The sequence below is a fragment of the Sphingomonas parva (ex Maeng et al. 2020) genome, assembly GCF_004564275.1.
Lineage (GTDB): Bacteria > Pseudomonadota > Alphaproteobacteria > Sphingomonadales > Sphingomonadaceae > Allosphingosinicella > Allosphingosinicella parva.
Map to the genome: position 1 here is coordinate 57,977 of NZ_SPDV01000010.1, position 18,359 is coordinate 76,335.

The 18,359-nt window shown below is 67.6% G+C and carries 10 protein-coding genes; 5 read left to right on the forward strand and 5 right to left on the reverse strand.

All coding sequences use genetic code 11. The features are described from left to right. Window positions 1-100 precede the first annotated feature (100 nt). The gene (locus E2493_RS06915; RefSeq protein WP_135085083.1) at window positions 101-3,493 is read right to left on the reverse strand and encodes a TonB-dependent receptor; all 3,393 of its coding nucleotides are present in this window, start codon (window positions 3,491-3,493) and stop codon (window positions 101-103) included. 403 nt (window positions 3,494-3,896) lie between these two features. On the opposite strand from E2493_RS06915, the gene E2493_RS06920 reads away from it, so the two are divergent. Then, window positions 3,897-5,690, forward strand: coding sequence for a glycosyl hydrolase family 28-related protein (locus E2493_RS06920; protein ID WP_135085085.1), 1,794 nt, complete (start codon window positions 3,897-3,899; stop codon window positions 5,688-5,690). Window positions 5,691-5,708: 18 nt separating this feature from the next. On the opposite strand, the gene E2493_RS06925 is transcribed toward E2493_RS06920, so the two are convergent. Together E2493_RS06925 and E2493_RS06930 are read right to left on the reverse strand one after the other, a co-directional pair. Next, window positions 5,709-6,377, reverse strand: a complete 669-nt coding sequence (locus tag E2493_RS06925) for a DUF6445 family protein (RefSeq protein ID WP_135085087.1) — start codon at window positions 6,375-6,377, stop codon at window positions 5,709-5,711. 143 nt (window positions 6,378-6,520) lie between these two features. Beyond that, window positions 6,521-8,971 carry a glycoside hydrolase family 3 N-terminal domain-containing protein gene (locus E2493_RS06930; protein ID WP_135085089.1) on the reverse strand — a complete coding sequence of 817 codons (2,451 nt, stop codon included), beginning with the start codon at window positions 8,969-8,971 and terminating at the stop codon, window positions 6,521-6,523. Window positions 8,972-9,139: 168 nt separating this feature from the next. Between E2493_RS06930 and E2493_RS06935 the strand changes: the two genes are divergently transcribed. The 3 genes from E2493_RS06935 to E2493_RS06945 all read left to right on the forward strand — a co-directional run bounded on the left by E2493_RS06935 (window position 9,140) and on the right by E2493_RS06945 (window position 13,602). After that, complete coding sequence (locus tag E2493_RS06935; protein WP_135085091.1) at window positions 9,140-10,249, forward strand: LacI family DNA-binding transcriptional regulator; 1,110 nt, start codon at window positions 9,140-9,142, stop codon at window positions 10,247-10,249. Between the two features lie 95 nt (window positions 10,250-10,344). Continuing rightward, window positions 10,345-11,748 carry a sugar porter family MFS transporter gene (locus E2493_RS06940; protein WP_135085093.1) on the forward strand — a complete coding sequence of 468 codons (1,404 nt, stop codon included), beginning with the start codon at window positions 10,345-10,347 and terminating at the stop codon, window positions 11,746-11,748. 72 nt (window positions 11,749-11,820) lie between these two features. Next, complete coding sequence (locus tag E2493_RS06945; protein WP_263854058.1) at window positions 11,821-13,602, forward strand: IlvD/Edd family dehydratase; 1,782 nt, start codon at window positions 11,821-11,823, stop codon at window positions 13,600-13,602. Between the two features lie 242 nt (window positions 13,603-13,844). Here the strand turns inward: E2493_RS06945 and E2493_RS06950 are convergent, their stop codons facing one another. Further along, entirely contained in the window at window positions 13,845-14,813 is a 969-nt protein-coding gene (locus tag E2493_RS06950; RefSeq protein WP_225421194.1) for a phosphatase PAP2 family protein, read from the reverse strand. 137 nt (window positions 14,814-14,950) lie between these two features. Further along, window positions 14,951-15,280, reverse strand: coding sequence for a PspC domain-containing protein (locus tag E2493_RS06955; RefSeq protein WP_135085098.1), 330 nt, complete (start codon window positions 15,278-15,280; stop codon window positions 14,951-14,953). 316 nt (window positions 15,281-15,596) lie between these two features. On the opposite strand from E2493_RS06955, the gene E2493_RS06960 reads away from it, so the two are divergent. After that, a complete protein-coding gene (locus tag E2493_RS06960; RefSeq protein WP_167737429.1) occupies window positions 15,597-18,359 on the forward strand; it encodes a sensor histidine kinase in 2,763 nt (920 codons plus the stop codon).

Genomic DNA, 18,359 nt, shown 5'->3' on the forward strand with positions numbered 1-18,359 from the left:
CGCCGGCTGGCAAGAGACGCGCGGTGGAGCGGCCCGACGTCAGGTCAAGAAAAAGGAGGCGCCGCCTGCGGCGACGCCTCCCAGTTGCTTACCGTTCCGATCAGAAGCGGACGCGGACGCCTGCGGTGAAGCGCCGGTCGTTCTGGAACCAGCCGTTCGGCATCAGCGTACGCCGGCCCTCCGGGCTCTCCTCGTCGGCAACCTGCGTCCTCAGCACCGTCTTGGTGTTGAGCAGGTTGCTGCCCTGCAGGCTGAGCTCGATGTTCTCGGTGATGCCGTAGCGGATCGAGCCGTCGAGGAAGCCCGCGCCCTCCTGCCAGACCGGCAGGTAGACGCAACAGTCCACCGCCGTCACCAGGTAGCGCGACCGCCAGTTGTAGGCGAGGCGCATGGCGAGCGGGCCCTTTTCGTACATGCCGACCACGTTGAAGCTGTGCTTCGACAGGCCCTCGAGCGAGCCGGGGTTGAGCGACGTACCGGCGTTGCCGGCGTTGGTGGTCTCCCCGGTGCTTCCGACCGGCGTCAGGTTCGAGTTCGGCACGCCGCTGTTCTTCACGTAGGTGTAGTTCGTCTGGATGCCGAGACCATCGAGCGGCTTGGGCAGGAAGTCGAAGAAGCGCTGATAGGCCGCTTCGAAGCCGTAGATCTTGGCGCCAGATCCGTTCGCCGGACCGCGGACGAAGACGTCGCGGGTGACGTCGCCGCGGGTGAACGACTGCACGAACGTGCCGTACTGGATGTAGTTGGAGAACGTCTTGTAGAAGCCGGCGAGCGAAAACTGACCCGCATTCCCGAAATAGTTCTCCAGGCTGACGTCGAACTGCCAGGCCGTGGTCGGCTTCAGGTACGGGTTGTACGCGCTCGCCTCGTAGGTCGGGTTGACGCCGGTGATCACGCCTGCCGAGTTCTTGACCCAGCGGGGATCGTTGACCTCGATCGGGTTTGGCAGGCCGGCCGAGATCGAAACGAAGTTCTTCAGGAAGCCGATATCGGGCCGCGACAGGGCGCGCGACGCGGCGAATCTGACGAGCCAGCTGTCGGTGAGATCGACCCGCATGTTGAAGCTCGGCAACCAGTGACGGTGCTTGGCCTTCGCGACGCTCTCTTCACCGCCGCCGCTGATAAACGAGGCATCCTGGGGCGAGAGGTAGCAGAATGCCGGATCGTTGGCCTGCGGCGGCGGAGCCGGCTGGCCGGGCTGCTGTGCCGGCGGCAGGCCGTCGCAGACCGGCCGCCCGTTGATGTCGAACCGCTGGAAGTTGTCGACTGGATAACGGACGAAGCCGCGGCTTTCGTTGCGCGTCTCGACGTAGCGCACGCCGAGGTTACCCGAAACCCGCAGGCTGCCCACGGTCGCATCGTCGCCGCCGAAGCGGAGCATGGCATAGACCGAGCGCACGTCCTCGGACACGTCGGCGATTTCGTTGTCGACGAAGCAGCTGTCCGGGAGCTCGTTCAAGCGGGTGCAGATCGGGCGGAACTCGCCCACCCCGATAAGGTCGCGGCTGTAGCGATCGGCATCGTGGTTCTTCAGCGCGTTGAACGGAACGAACGGGAAGGTGCCAAGCTGGCCGCCGAAGAACGGCGCGCCGAACGGCGAGACCTCGATCATGCCGGTCGGATAGCCCTTGAAATCACCCGACGGCGCATAGCTGTCGAGGTTCCAGTACGGATGCGCCGTGCCGGTGTCCGTCCAGGTGTTGGCGACGTTCGCCCAGTTGTAGGTGCTCCACTGCACCGTCTGCTCGCGCTTCGCGTAGCGGCCGCCGAGCTTGATCGAGTCGAGCCAGTTGGTGCCGAGATCGTATTCCACGTCGCCGCGGAACGCCCACTGGTTGCCTTCGCTGTCCTCGAGGTGATCCATGACCGAGCGGAGATACCAGTTGTTCGGATTGGCGAGGCCGCCCGGCGACTGGTTGATGTTGTCCGGCGGAAGCAGCGAGATCCGCGGATAGCGGCCGCTCGCGTCCAGCGCGACGTTGGCGAACGAGTGATGCTCGACCGACAGATCGTAATTGTCGACCGTGGAATCGACATACTGGCCGTCGAAGTTGAAGCGCAGCCGGTCGGTCGCCTCCCACTTGATGTTCAGGCCCGCATCCTGGGTCATGTTGCGGTTCTGGTTGATGCGGCTGCCGGTGCCGACGTCGACGCCGTAGGTCGGCCGGCCGAAGGCATCAACCTTGCAGCCCGCGAACGGCGGCGTCGTCCAGTTGTAGCAAGCGTTGAACATCGGCTGACCGGCCTGGTTGACGCCGTAGCCCGGATTGGCGCCGGGCTGGCCCCACCACATGTTCTGGCCCTGGCGGACGATCGTGCCCGACTGGAAGAAGCCGTCCTCGTCGAAGGTGAAGGCGCCCGCACCCGCCATCGGAACGGGGATGCGGTCGCTCAGATTGGTATCGCTGACCCGCGTCCGGACGTTGAAGCTGTACAGATCCGGGCCGATGCCGAACGATCCGAAGGTGCGCTCCTGCCACGCGTTCTCGTAGGTCGAGCGGTTGAACTGGGCGGTGACCAGCCACTTGTGATCGAGGTCGCGCCACTGGGCCGCGAGGGCGATACCCTTGCGCTCACGACGATATTCGTTGTCGAGGAAATTGACCGACGCCGGAATATAGGCGGTGTCCGGCGCCCCGGTGCCGAGCAGGCTGGCGGTGTTGGCATCGTCGATGATCGCGACACGGCCGTACTGGATGCCCTGGGAGGCGGTACGGACGCGCGAGTAAGCGAGATTGCCCATCAGGCCGAACTCGCCGAGGCCCGTCTCCCAACGGTTCGAGTAGAAGACGTTCGCGTCCGGCGTGATTGCGCCGGACAGATCGTTGTAGTTGAGGTTGGCGCCGAACTGGATCAGCTGCCCGGGCGCGTCGAACGGAACGCGGGTGCGCAGGTTGATCGAGCCGGCGATGCCGCCCTCGATCATCTCGGCGGTCTGGTTCTTGTAGGTGTCGACGCCGGCCATCAGCTCCGGCGTGACGTCGCCCCAGCTCAGGCCGCGCGACGAGTTGGCGCTGAACGTGTCGCGACCGTTGAACTCGGAGCGGACCTGCGGAAGGCCGCGAACGATGACGCCCGACGGCTCGGCCGAGAAGTGGGCGGTATCGCTGCTCGCCGCGAAGCGGTTGACGGTGATGCCGGGGACGCGCTGCAGCGCTTCCGCAACCGACTTGTCGGGGAAGGCGCCGATGTCGGTCGCCGTGATCGAATCGACGACGGTGTCGGCGTTGCGCTTGATCGTCGCAGACGTCTGCAGAGCGCGCCGCTGACCGGTGACGATGATGTCGCTGTCCGACGCATCATCCGGATTGCCGGCGGCCGACGGATCGGTCGAGGCGCTGACCTGCGTCGTCGTGTCTTCGGGCTGCGCGTCCTGGTCCTGCGCATGAGCCGCAGGGGCAAGGCCGATCAGGGCGAGACCGAGAGCCATTGTGGAGGCACCGCCGCGCAGCATGCGGGCCTGAGCCGAAAACCTACCGATAGACACGTTCATTCACCACCTCCCCAAGCCGGAGGCGACATCACGGCCGCCCCTCGGTTCGCCCGTCTCCGCCAAAGCGGGTGCAGGCCTGTTATCGCCGAGCGACGAATGGGCGTGGTAGCGTTAACAACGGAGGGTATAAAAATTCGCAAGAAGCGATCGGAGCCTCGGGCTCCACTCCCCCCCTGCGATTCATGCCCCTGCCATGGCGCATCCTCGCCCGTTCGTATGACTCGAACTTGACAGGCGTTGTAAGTGGCGGCCGACGAGACGGTCAATTGCTTTGCGTTAGCGGAGCCCGCGCACATTGGCTTTGTCGGCAGCTGTGGCAAGCCGACAACACTTTCGCTGCAGGGTGCCCCTGCAGTAAGTCCCGACCGGGAGCGATTTCTGTCGCACGGTCCGGAGAAATTGCTTGCGAGGGCGAAGCGGCAGGACGGCATTGCTGGCGGGACTGCTGTTCGCCCAGCCACCTGCGGCCGAGACGACACCGCTCGGCACGATTGCCGCGTTGCCCGCGGCCGAAGCGCCCGCGGGGCTCCCGTTCGTGGAGATCGAGGCCGAAGATGCCGCCTTCGCCGGCCGCGCGATCGGGCCCGATCGGACGTTCACGAGCCTGGCCGCCGAGGCCTCGGGTCGCCGCGCCGTCCTGCTCGCCGGGCCGGACGACCATGTCGAATTCACCCTGCCCGCCCCCGCGAACGCCGTCATCGTCCGCGCCGCAATCCCGGACGGGCCGGGCGGCGAAGGACGCGACGCCGCCCTCGCCGTTCACGTCGGCGAGGAGCGGATCGGCACCCTCGCCGTCACGTCGCGCTACGGCTGGTTCTACGGGCGCTATCCGTTCACCAACAATCCGTCCGACGGCGCTGCGCACCATTTCTATGACGAGACGCGCCTGCTGCTTGGCCGCACGTTGCCCGCCGGCACCCAAATTCGCCTGAGCATCGACCAGGCAGCGCCGGTGCCGTGGACCGTCGTCGACCTTGCCGATTTCGAACTGGTCGCGCCGCCCGCAACCGCGCCTGCCGATGCCCTCTCGATCCTGGCTTTCGGGGCCGACCCTTTCGGCGCGCGCGACTCGTCGACAGCGCTTGCCCAGGCGATCGCACAGGCGCGGCGACGCGGCGTGCCCGTCTGGATACCGCCCGGCACCTTCCGGATCGACCGGCAGATCATCGTCGATCGGGTGACGATCGCCGGCGCGGGCTTATGGCATTCGGTGCTGCGCGGAAACGGAGTAGGGCTCTACGGCCGCAAGGCGCCGCGCGGCTCGCGCCGGGTGGTTCTCCGCGACTTTGCGATCCTCGGCGAGGTCAAGGAGCGCGTCGACGCCCTGCAGCGCGCGGGTGTCGGCGGGTCGCTCGGCGAGGGCTCCGAGCTGCGCAACCTGTGGCTGCAGCATCACAAGGTGGGAGTCTGGCTGGACGGGCCATTGCGCAGCCTCGCCATTCGCGGCCTTCGCATCCTCGACAACACGGCGGACGGGCTCAACCTGCGGCGCGGCGTCAGCGACGCGGTGGTGGAAGGGAATTTCGTCCGCAACTCCGGCGACGACGGTCTCGCCGCCTGGTCGCACCGCGAGGCCAATCACAACCTCGCCTATCGCGACAATGTCGTCGTCGCGCCGGTCCTTGCCAACGGCATCGCCATCTACGGCGGCCGCGACATCAGCGTGACCGGCAATGTCGTCGCCGACAGCGTGACGCAAGGCGGGGGCATTCATCTCGGCAATCGCTTCGACGCGGTGCCGCTCTCCGGCACCATCACGATTGCGGACAATCTCATCGTTCGCGGCGGCAGCTTCGATCCGAACTGGCGCTTCGGGGTGGGCGCATTGTGGCTCTATGCGCTCGACGCACCGATCAGGGCGTCGATTCGGCTGCGGAATATGCGCATCGTCGACAGCACCCTCCCCGCGCTGCAATTCATTGGTCAGCGGATCGAGGGCGTGCAGGCCGAGAACGTCCATATCACGGGCGCCGCGGGCCACGCCTTGCAGCTGCAGTCGCCCGGCGCCGCCTCGTTCCAAGACGTCGCGGCGGTCGGCGTGCGGGGCGCCGGCATCCTGGCCTGCGGCGACGGCTTCAAACCGATCGATGCCGGCGGGAATTCTGGGTGGACGGAGAAGGCCGTGTCGCCCGATCAAGCCCTGCCGCTCGCCCCAGGCTTGCCGCGCGACTGCCGTGAGCAGAGCCTGGGCCAATAACGATGCAGACGCCGGGCTTCAGGGAAGAAAGACGAACCGCTGGGTCAGGCGCGGGCTGCTGAACCGCGCCTCGCCGCGGATCCAGTCCCCGTCGATTTCGGCGGAATGCGGCACGAAGCCCGGGTAGATCGCCATCCGATTATAAGCCGGAGCGATCCGATCGAGGAGCTCGAAGCTCTCGTTGCCCGAAACCGGATAGCCCTGGCCGCTCGGCGCGATCGCCGGCCCCTTCTGGTTGAAGAACAAGGTCCCGCCGCGCGGCTCGGGGTTCAGATAGACGAGCCCGAAGATGGGCACTGGATCGACATGGGGGAGCTGCTGCACCGGATGCAGCGCGTCGGGGTGCACGTCCACCACCGCGAAATCGGTGTGAAGCTGCCGGATCGACGAGAGGCGGCCGCCTTCATGCTGGATTAGCGGCACCCGCGGCAGATAATGGTCGTTGACGAGGCGCAGAACGTCGGCGCGAACGGCTGCCAGCGAGCGGTTCGGCTCAGGGATGGAGGCGACTCTCCCCGGATAGGGATAAGGCGGCGGCGCATAAGAGAGCCCAAGGGCGACTTCCCGGATTGCCTCCGGCTGAGCATAGAAATTGTCGACGATGACGACCGGCACGACCCCCGCCAGCAGCTCGAACCGGGCCGTCGCGTGCGGTGAGATCGCGAAAAGGTTTTCTTCCAAAACCATCGGGTGCGGATAGCCGCCGGTAGCGACCACCGCAACCGAGGCGCGGCGACCGGACCGGCATTTCCGCCGGTCGCCATCGCCGCCTAGGAATGACCTCGTGCAGCCCGGGCTTGCCCGACCGGGCGCAGGCGCGCTCCCGGTGATCAGTCCTCGACGACGAGCTTCGCGCTCTTCAGCTCGGCCGAGTTCGGACCTGCCGAGATGGTGAAGCTGCCGGGCTCCACCACCTTCTTCATCTCGCGGTTCCAGAAGGCGAGATCGTCCGGCTTCAGCTCGAAGGTGACGGTGCGGCGCTCGCCGGGCTTCAGCGTCACTCGCTCGAACCGCTTCAGCTCGATCACCGGCCGCGTCACCGACGCTTCGTCGTCGCGCACGTAGAGCTGCACGACCTCGTCGCCCGCGCGCCTGCCGGTGTTGGCGACGTCGACGCTGACCCGCACGTTGCGCCCCATCTTGACCCGTGCATCGGCGAGCCGCGGCGCCGACATGGAGAAGCTGGTGTAGGAGAGGCCGTAGCCGAACGGATAGAGCGGCTTGGTCGTCTCGAACAGATAGCCGCGGCGCGCGGTCGGCTTGTGATTGTAGTAGATCGGCAGCTGGCCGACGTTTCGGGCGATCGAGACCGGCAGCTTCCCGCCCGGGTTGACTCGGCCGAACAGGACGTCGGCCACCGCATGTCCGGTCTCCTGGCCGAGGTACCAGCCCTCGATCAGCGCCGGCGCATTCTCGGCGAGGTAATTCACCGAGAGCGGACGGCCGTTGAGCAGCAGGACCACCGTCGGCTTGCCGAGCGCGAACACGGCGCGGGCGAGTTCCTCCTGCTGGCCGATCAGGTCGAGCGACGCGCGGTCGCCGAGATGCGCGTCCGCCCAGGCCTCGCGGCTGGTCTGCTCGTTGTCGCCGAGCACCATCACCACGACGTCCGCTTTGCGCGCGGTCTCGACCGCCTCGGCGATCAGGCGGCGATTCTCCTCGGCGGGCACGAGGTCGACAGCGTCGGCGGACCAGGAGCGGCTGCGCGTGATCCGCACCGCCTCGGCATAATCGACGGCGAACCTGCCCTGCCCTTCCTTCTGCAGCCCCTCGAGCACGCTGACGACGTGACGCGGCACGTCCGAATAACCGCCGATCGGCGTGTCGCGGGCATGGGTGCCGAGCACCGCGAGCCGCTTGATCTTGCCGGCGTCGAGCGGCAGCACGCCCTTGTCGTTCTTGAGCAGCACCATCGCGCGCTGCGCGGCTTCACGCGCGAGCGCGACCGCGTCCGGCGTCGCCGTCTTCGCGTCTGCGCTCGCCGCGTCGACATAGGGGTTTTCGAACAACCCGGCCTGAAACTTCATGGTCAGGATCCGGCGAACCGCATCATCGATCAGCGCCTGCGGAACCCGGCCGCTGCGGACGAGCTCGGGCAGGTGATTGTAGGCCTCTCCGTCGGGTGTCTCCGCATCGACGCCGGCCTTGATTGCCATCTCCGCCGCAACCCTGAGATCGTCGGTCATCCGGTGACGGCCGATCAGCTCCTTGATCGCGAAATAATCGCTGATCACCGCGCCCTTGAAGCCCCACTCGCCGCGCAGCACGTCGGTCAGCAGCCACTTGTTGGTGTGCGACGGGATGCCGTCGATCTCGTTGTACGACGCCATCACCGACAGCACCGGAAGCTCCTTCACCGCGCGCTCGAACGGCGGGAAGAAATTGGACCGGAGATTGCGCTCCGAGACATCAGCCGGGCCGACGTTGGTGCCGTTCTCCGGCTGACCGTGGCCGGTGAGGTGCTTCAGCGTGACGAACACCTTGTCCTTGGCGAGCGGCAGCATCGTCCCCTGAAATCCGCGGATCACCGCGAGGCCCATGGTGCCGACGAGATAGGGATCCTCGCCATAGGTTTCCTCGATCCGGCCCCAGCGGGGATCACGGGCGACGTCGACCACCGGCGCGAGCGCCAGGTTCGCGCCGGCCGCGCGCATCTCACGCGAGGCCACGGAGAAGACACGCTCGAGCAGCTGAGGGTCCCATGTGCTGGCGAGGCCGATCGACTGCGGGAAGCTGGTGGCGCCGCGCGCGACGTAGCCGTGCAGCGCCTCCTCGTGCAGCAGCAGCGGAATGCCGAGGCGAGTCTTCTCGACGGCCCAGCGCTGCGCGGCATTGGCATATTCGGCGGTCTGGCGCGCCGTCCGGTTGACGGCGGCGGCGGTCGCGCCGGCAGCGCCGGCGCCGCCCGGCGCATTCTCCGCCTTCACGCCGCGAAAGTCGTACGGGCGCGAAATCTGGCCGAGCCCGTGCGGGAAATTCCGGGAGGCTTCGGCCGGCGAGAAATCGCCGCGGTCGGTCTGGATCTTGTCCTTGTGCTCCCAGATCGCGACCATCTGCGCGACCTTCTCCTCGAGCGTCATGCGCTGGAGAAGATCCTCCACGCGGCGGCCGACCGGTTGCGAGGGATCCTTGTAGAGCGGCCGCTCCGCAGAGGCTCTCGTCGGCGCGGGCTGGGCGGCAGCGCTCGACAGCGACGCCGTGGCGGCGCCGACAAGGAGGCCGATAGCCGCGATCCTCGCGGCGGTACGAAGGCTGGCGGCACGCCCCGGAATGCTGGTCATCTTCCTCTCCCGCTGGAGCCGGTCCGATGCCTCGGCCGACATTCTCCTCGCTTATGGTAGCGCTATCACTGAAGTGACACGCGCGCTTCGGCGGGTCAACGGCCATGGGTGAGTTCCAGTTTGCAATGGCCTGAGGAGGGTCATAGGCTCGCCCACAAAGGGGACGAGATGAACAAGCCAACCCGCCGAAGCCGTGGCACCGTGACGATCGAGGATGTCGCCCGCGCCGCGGGCGTCTCCGCCATGACGGTGTCCCGGGTGATCAACGGCGGCAAGAACGTCCGCGAGAGCACACGCGCCTCCGTGCTCGAAGCCGTGAACAGGCTCAACTACACGCCGAACACCGCCGCGCGTAACCTCGCCGCCGGCGAGGCGACCCACATCGGCCTGCTCTACGCGAACCCTTCTGCGGCCTATCTCAGCCTGTTCCTGATCGGAGCGCTCGAAGCCGCTCGGCGGGCAGGCTGCCATCTCGTCATCGAGAGCTGCGAGTCCGAGGACGGCGGCGAGCAGGCGGAGCTCATCCGACGCTTCGTGACCAGCGACGTCGAGGGAGTGATCCTCCCGCCGCCGCTTTCGGAGTCGCAGCCGATCATGGCCGAGCTGCGCCAGATGGGCATCCCGTTCGTCACGGTGGCGATGGGCGTCCCGGACCACGACAATCCGAACATCAAGATCGACGATTTCACCGCCGCGGCCGAGATCACCCGTCACCTGCTGAGCCTCGGCCATCGCCGCCTCGGCATGATCAAGGGCCACCCCAACCATATCGCCAGCCACGATCGCGAGCGCGGCTTCCTCGCGGCGCTCGCCGAATACGGCGTTGCCGCCGAAGAGGCGACGATCGAGCAGGGCTATTTCACCTATCGCTCGGGGCTCACCGCCGCCGAAAGGCTGCTGGCACGGGCGGAGCCGCCGACCGCGATTTTCGCCGCCAACGACGACATGGCTGCGGCGACGATCAGCGTCGCGCACCGGCGTGGGCTGACGGTCCCGGGCGACCTCAGCGTCGTCGGCTTCGACGATACGTCGCTCGCCACCTCCGTCTGGCCGGAGCTGACCACTGTGCGCCAGCCGATCTCCAGCATGGCCGCGTCGGCGCTCGAGCTGTTGCTCGTCGACATCCGGGCCCGCCGCGGCGGCGGCAGGAGCGAGGTGAACGAGAAGGTGCTGGAGCACGAGCTCGTGCTGCGGGAGTCGGCCGGACCACCGTCCGTGTCCTGGCAGAGCCGGGGGCGATTGCAGGCGCCGGCCGCGTCCGCGGGGCAGCGCGCCTGACCACGGATTTTCCGCTTGGGATTTCGTCACCGTTACCGCTAACATCCGCCGACAAAAATGACCCGGGGGACTCCGGGAAGAGGGAGGATCAGCGAATGACCGAAGCAAGCCCGGCCCGGGCGAACATGGGTTTCATCGGCGCGATCGTGGCCGTGGCGACGATCGGCGGCCTGTTGTTCGGCTATGACAGCGGCGCCGTGAACGGCACGCAGGAAGGCCTCAAGCAGGCGTTCCAGCTGAGCGAGGGCGGTCTCGGCTTCACCGTGGGTTCGCTTCTGATCGGCTGCTTCATCGGCGCGTTCCTTGCCGGTCGCCTCGCCGACCTGATGGGCCGCCGCAACGTGATGATGCTCGCCGCCCTCCTGTTCCTGGTCGGCGCGCTCATTCAGGGCTTCGCGCACGAGCAGGCGATCTTCGTCGTCGCCCGCATCCTCGGCGGAATGGCGGTCGGCGCCGCCAGCGTCCTCTCGCCTGCCTACATTTCCGAGGTCGCACCGGCGAGCATCCGCGGCCGGATGACCACCGTGCAGCAGATCATGATCATCACCGGCCTGACCGCGGCGTTCGTGGTGAACTATTTCCTCGCCGCCGCAGCGGGCGAATCCACGGCAAGCTTCTGGGGCGGAATCGAGGCGTGGCGCTGGATGTACCTGATGCAGGCGATCCCCGCGGCGGTGTTCCTCGTCGCGCTGCTGTTCATCCCGGAGAGCCCCCGCTACCTCGTCTCCAAGGGGCGGGACGAGAAGGCGCGCGACGTGCTCACCGCGCTGTTCGGCGCCGACGTCGCTCGCGCCAAGCTGGAGGAGATCCGTGCGAGCTTCAGCGCCGATCACCGCCCGCGGCTCAGCGATCTCAAGGCGCCCGGCGGCGGCATTCGCCCGATCGTCTGGGCGGGCCTGCTGCTCGCCGTTTTCCAGCAGCTCGTCGGCATCAACGTGATCTTCTATTACGGCGCGACGCTCTGGCAGCTCGCCGGCTTCACCGAGGATCAGTCGCTCCAGATCAACATCGTCTCGGGCGCGGTCTCGATCGCGGCCTGCTTCGTCACCGTCGCGCTGGTCGACAAGATCGGCCGCAAGCCGCTGCTGCTGATCGGATCGGCCGGCATGGCCGTGACCCTGTTCGCCTTGGTCTATGCCTTCGCCAACGGCACGCTCGACGCGGAGGGCAACCTGCAGCTTTCCAGCAGCCTCGGTACGCTCGCGCTGGTCGCGGCGAACCTCTACGTGATCTTCTTCAACGTCAGCTGGGGCCCGATCATGTGGGTCATGCTGGGCGAAATGTTCCCGAACCAGATCCGCGGGTCCGCGCTGGCGGTGTGCGGCTTCGCCCAGTGGTTCTCCAACTATCTGATCGCGCAGACCTTCCCGATCATGGCGGGATGGAGCCTGGCGGGCAGCTACACCTTCTACGCCGTGTCCGCGGTGATCAGCTTCTTCCTCGTGCAGAAGTTCATCCACGAGACCAAGGGCAAGGAGCTGGAGCAGATGGAAGGCTGACAGCCCTCCACCCAGAGCCTAACGGGGGCGCGGCCGTTCCGGCGGTTCGCGCCCCCATTCCATCCGGAGACGATGATGACCCGCACGCCCGCCCGCCCCTTCCGCTCCCGCGAATGGTTCGATGCGCCCGGCCGGAGCGACATGACGGCGCTCTACCTCGAGCGGTTCATGAACTACGGCATCACCCCCGATGAGCTGCGCTGCGGCAAGCCGATCATCGGCATCGCCCAATCCGGTTCCGACATCGCGCCGTGCAACCGCATCCATCTCGAGCTCGCCGACCGGATCCGCGCGGGCATCCGGGACGCCGGCGGAATTCCGATGGAATTCCCGATGCACCCGATCTTCGAGAATTGCCGGCGCCCGACCGCGGCGCTCGACCGCAACCTCTCCTACATGACCCTGGTCGAGATCCTGAACGGCTATCCGATCGACGGCGTGGTGATCACCACCGGCTGCGACAAGACCACGCCGGCGGGCATCATGGCCGCGTCGACCGTCGACATCCCGGCGATTACGCTCAACGGCGGGCCGATGCTCGACGGGTGGCACGAGAACGAGCTGGTCGGCTCCGGCACCGTGATCTGGCGCTCGCGCCGCCTGCTCGGCGCGGGCAAGATCGACGAGGAGGAGTTCCTCCGCCGTGCCGCCGACAGCGCGCCTTCCGCGGGGCATTGCAACACCATGGGGACGGCCTCCACGATGAACGCGATCTCCGAGGCGCTCGGCATGTCGCTGCCGGGCAATGCCGCCATTCCCGCGCCGTACCGCGAGCGCGGCCAGATGGCCTATGAGACCGGCCGCCGCGCCGTCGAGATCGCCTATGACGACCTGCGCCCGTCGAAGATCCTGACGCGGGAGTCGTTCCTCAACGCGATCCGCGTCACGACCGCGATCGGCGGATCGAGCAACGCCCAGCCGCACATCGTCGCCATGGCCCGCCACGCCGGCGTCGAGATCCGTCACGAGGACTGGATGGAGCACGGCTACGACCTGCCGCTGCTCGTCAACATGCAGCCGGCGGGCAAATATCTCTCGGAGCGCTTCCACCGGGCTGGTGGCGTCCCCGCCGTGATGTGGGAGCTGCTCAAGGCCGGCAAGCTCGACGGCGGCCAGATGACGGTGACCGGCCGCACCCAGGCCGAGAATCTCGAAGGCCGGGAAGCGAAGGACCGGGAGGTGATCCTGCCGTTCGACAAGCCGCTGAAGGAGCGCGCGGGATTCCTGGTGCTCAAGGGCAACCTGTTCGACTTCGCGATCATGAAGACGAGCGTGATCTCGGAGGAGTTCCGGCGGCGCTACCTGGCCGAGCCGGGCCGCGAAGGAATTTTCGAGGCGCGGGCGATCGTGTTCGACGGATCCGACGACTACCACCACCGCATCAACGATCCAGGGCTCGACATCGACGAGCATTGCATCCTCGTCATCCGCGGCTCGGGCCCACAGGGCTGGCCGGGATCGGCGGAGGTGGTGAACATGCAGCCGCCGGACGCCCTTCTCCAGCGCGGCATCACCAGCCTTCCGACGCTCGGCGACGGCCGCCAGTCGGGGACGTCCGACAGCCCCTCGATCCTCAACGCCTCCCCGGAGAGCGCGGTCGGCGGCGGCCTCGCCTGGCTGCGCACCGGCGACACCATCCGCATCGATCTCAACACCGGCCGCTGCGATGCCTTGGTCGAAGAGGCCGAGATCGCCCGACGCGAGGGCGAGGGCATCCCGGAAACGCCGGCCAGCAACACGCCCTGGGAAGCGCTCTATCGCGAGAAGACCGGGCAGCTGTCGGAGGGCGGCGTGCTCGAGTTCGCGATCGACTATCGCGGTACCTCGAAGAAGGTGCCGCGCCACAACCATTGAGGTCGGGGCCGCCGGGCTGCTTCGGCGGGAGGCCGATCCGCGTCACGCACGAACGGCGCCGACCTTGGATCTGCGCGTCATCGGACGCGAGCAAAGGACGGGCCACCGCCGATGCGGTCGAGTGGACGGCGCGGCTCTGGGACGGTGCGGTTCGCGCCAAGCCGAGTCCCGCTCCGCCTAGACCGCGGCGCGCTCACTTCGCCTGACCCGAGAATTTCGGATCGGTCGCTTATTGCCGAAGGTCAGCGCACCGCCGGTGCGGTTGCTCCCCCGGAAACGTCTGCCGGAGCGCTTTCGCCGTCGGCGAGGCTCGCGGCCGGCGTGGCTGCGCCGATGCGGCGCTCGATGATTGCGACCAGCTGGATCGAGAACCAGGCGAGCGCGACACCGCCCAGAATATCGACCACATAATGGCCGCCGAAGAAGGTCGCGGAAACGAGCATGGCGCTGTTGATGGCGAACATCGGCGCGCGCAGCGGCCTGAGCGGCCATGCGCCCCAGATGAACAGGAAGGCGGCGCTGGCATGGAAGCTGGGAAACGTGACGATCCCCTGCAGCCGATCGATGTGGACATGCGCCATGGTGCCGGCGCGCAATTGGTGGATCGCCTCGAGGTAGCGCAAAGGTCCGTCGCCCCACGCGTGTCGGCGATCGGGCATGAAGTGCTGGAACGCCGATTCGGCAGGGAAGGCGGCGAACAGCAGGTTGGTGAGCAGCACGGCGAGCGCATAGGCGAGCAGGAAGCGATAGGCGTCGGACGATCGGCCCGTCAGGACGAGCGCGGGAAGGAGGATCAACGGGCTGAGGAAGAAGGACGCGTAGGCGGCACGGCCCAGCTCCATCATCCAGCCGTGCTGCTCGGCCGCGAGCCTGATCTTCAGCCAGTCGAAGCCGAGCATCGCGTCCAGCCGCACAAGCAGATCGTCGGTATAGCCGCTGGTCGAGCCCATGGCGGCATAGCTGAGCAGCGCGCCAGAATAGCCGACGGCGGCGAGCAGAAAAAGCAGCTCGAGCAGGTCCAGCAGGCGCCTCACCCACAACGCCCAGGTCGGCTTGCGCAGATAGGCGAGACCGGCAAGGCTGATCATCGACAGCGCGATCGGAGCGGAAGACAGGCCGACGCCGATCCCCAGCCGCCAGCAGCCGAGCCAGGCAACCGCCGTGCATGCCAGCACGCCCGCCCACAACATCCTGCGTGTCTGCTCGACCACCATCGCGCTTCCTGCTCCGCCTCCCCGGGCTCCGTCCCAAGGGCGCACGTTAGAGGAGGCAGAGTGGCAAAGAGTGGTTAACGAGTGATTTCAGGGCAGGACTGCAAGGCGCGAACCCTCGCCGCCCGGCAGGGAGATCAGGCGGCGAGCGGCATCCTCTCCGGCTCCGCAGAGCATTCCACCACCTCCGGCTTGGCCGGACGGCGCCGAACCAGCGCCGTCGCGGCGGCGGCCGCGCTGCGCAGCGTCCAGCTACGGGGGCGGGCGGGGACGAGCAGGCGGGAGATGGCGACGAGCACGCCGAGGCCGAGGTAGGCGGCGAAGGTCCACAGCGGGCTGAACAGGACGGGCACCGCGAACGCCATGCGCAGATAGAGCGGATTGAAGCCAAAATCGTCGCCGAGGGCCTGGCAGACGCCGAGCATGGTGTCCTCACGGAAGAGCACGGCAGGATTGGAAGCGGGCATCGAAGAACTCCTTGGCGGCACCGGCTCGGCCGGGGGTTGATGCAGATCCCTCAGCAGGACTCGTGCCAAAATCAGGCGTCCCTTGGATTTCAGCGACTTAGCGGGACATGAACTCCCCGCCACCGGGGCACGGCGACGAGAGCATTCCCAAATGTTGGCGGAAATCCCCAAGCGGCCGCCCCCCCAGGCCCGCGCCGTTCACCGCCGAAATGCCCCCGGGCAAGCTGCACCCTCCGAACGCCGCCGCCGAACGATCGAGGTTAATCGCTCTATAATGATTGCAGCGGCCGCCAACGGGCACCCGCGTCGGCGCCGGATGGCGTCCGCTTTCGAGGATATCTACACCGTGCCGACCCGGCATCTCCGCCAGAGCCCGACTGCAGTCCGCATCCGCCTCACGGCCGCCGCTTTCGGTGCCGTGATGGGGACGCTCGTCCTGTTCGGTTGGGCCGCGGGCTACGACTCTCTGACCCGGATCTTTCCGAAACTCAGCGCGATGAACCCAATGACGGCGATCTGCGTCATTCTGGCGGCGGCCGCCCTCGCCTTGCGGCCGCGACCGGACGCGCGCTGGATTCGCGTGCTTGCAAGCCTGATCGTCGCGACAGGCGCGGCCAAGCTCGCGCAGCTCGGGCTTGGCCTTCCGGCCGGCGTCGATCAGCTTCTGTTCCCCGATCAACTCGGGCGCGCAGTCGATCTTCCTCCCAGTCGCATGGCGCCCAACACCGCGTTTGCCCTGGTCCTGACCGGCGGAGCCCTGATCGCCAGCGGCGCCCGAAATGCGCGCGCGATCCTGCTCTCGCAGGCCGCGAGCATCCTGATCATCGCGATCACGCTCTTCGCGATGATCGGCTACATCCTGAACCTCGTTGCGCTTTATGAGGTGCGCACCTTCAACGCGATGGCCCTGCACGCCGCCATTGCGCTCTTCAGCATCGCGGCCGGCATCATCAGCATCAACCCCGACGTCGGCGTGGTGCGGATCCTCGGAGACAAGGGCCCGGCCGGAGCGCTTGCCCGCAACCTGCTCCCTTTCGTGCTTCTGGTGCCTGTCCTCGTCGGCATGTTGCGCGTCAGCGGCGAGAGCTTCGGCTTCTACGGGACGCAGCACGGCGTCGCCATCCAGGTGTTCGCCAATGTTCTGGTCACCTTCGCGCTGCTGATGAGCAGCATCGTCGCGCTTCACCGCAGCGATCAGTCGCGCCGCGCGCGCGAGGCCGCAGTGGCCCGCAGCGAAGATCGCTATCGCCTGGCGGAGCGTATCGGACGGGTCGGCCATTGGCGCTACGACTTCGAGACGGGAACGGTCGACTGGTCGGACGAGCTTCGCGTCATCTGCGGACTGCCGGTCGGTACCGAGCCGTCGCTCGACACCGCCTTCGATCTCTACCACCCCGATGACGCCGCCGCCGCGCGCAGCGTCGTCGAGCAGGCGCTGCGAGAGGGCTGCGGCTGGGACACGACCCGCCGGATCTATCGACCGGATGGGGAGCTCCGCTTCATCCGATCGCACGGCGCGTGCGAGCGCGGCGAGGACGGCGCGGTCAGGGCGGTGTTCGGCGTGTTCGTCGACGTCACCGAGCTCGAGCTCGCCCGCCAGGAAGCCGAGGCGGCGACCGCATCCAAAGCCTCCTTCCTCGCGAACATGAGCCATGAGATCCGTACCCCGATGAACGGCGTACTCGGCTTCTCGGAGCTGCTGCTCGACACGGAGCTGGCCAGCGAACAGAGGCGTCATGTGACGCTGATCCGCGAATCGGCCCAGGCGCTGCTGAAGCTGCTCAACGACATCCTCGACATCTCCAAGATCGACGCCGGCCAGCTCGAGATCGCCGAGGAGCCGTTCAACGTGCGCCACGGCCTTCGGCAATGTATCCGGCTGATGACGCCGATGGCTGAGCAGAAGGGGCTGACGCTGCGCGCTGCGCTCGACTCCAGCTTCCCTTCCGACATCGTCGTGGACGGCCTGCGCCTGCGCCAGATCGTCCTCAATCTGCTCGGCAACGCGGTGAAGTTCACGCAGCGGGGATCGGTTACCGTCTCCCTCGGCGAGGGCGCCGACATGAACGGCCTGCGCACGATCGTGATCAAGGTCGCGGACACCGGCGTCGGCATCGCCGAGGAGCGGATGGCAGCCATTTTCGACGCCTTCGTGCAGGCCGACATTTCGATCTCGCGGCGCTTCGGCGGATCGGGGCTGGGCCTGAGCATCAGCCGGCACCTGGCGGGGCTGATGGGCGGCGCCATCGCGCTCGAGAGCAAGCTCGGGCGCGGCACCACCGTAACCCTGACTCTCCCGTTGACCGAAGCCCCTGCCCGCGCCGCGACGGGCGATGGGCTTCTCCCCCTCGCCCCGGACGGGCCGGTGCGCAGCGGATCGATCCTTCTCGTCGAGGACATCGACATCAACCAGGAGCTCGTGACCGGCATGCTCGGGCGCCTGGGGCACCGCGTCGAGGTCGTCTCGAACGGCGAAGAGGCGCTGCACCGCGCCGCCCGCCTCACCGACGACCCTGACGCCTGGGACCTGATCCTGATGGACGTGCAGATGCCGGTCATGGACGGCCTCACCGCCACCCGCGCGATCCGCGCCCTGGGCGGCCGCGCCAGGACCATCCCGATCGTCGCGCTGACCGCCAGCGCCTTCGCCGCCGAGATCCAGGAATGCCGCGATGCCGGCATGGACGATCATCTGGCCAAACCGATCGCGATCCTCGATCTCGCCGCGGCGGTGGCCCGCTGGCTGGCCACCCCGACACCGGTGCCCGCGCCGGCCGAGGACGTCGCCATGTCGTCGCTCGCGCAGCGTTTTGCCGACCGCTGCCGGGAGTCTGCCCACCGCCTCGCCACGATCACGGCCGCCTTGCCGGAGGCCGCTGCGGACGAGGTCGACGCGCTTCTCGCCGAGGCCCAGGCCATCGCGCATATCCTGGCCGGCAGCGCAGGCATGTTCGGGGCCGATGCCCTCGGCAGCCTCGCCAGCGCCAGCGAGGAAGAGATCAAGGCGGTGCGGGAGAGAGCCGACGCCCGGGCGGCCGCACCACGGCCGATCGAAGCACTTGCCGCCGCGCTCGGCTAG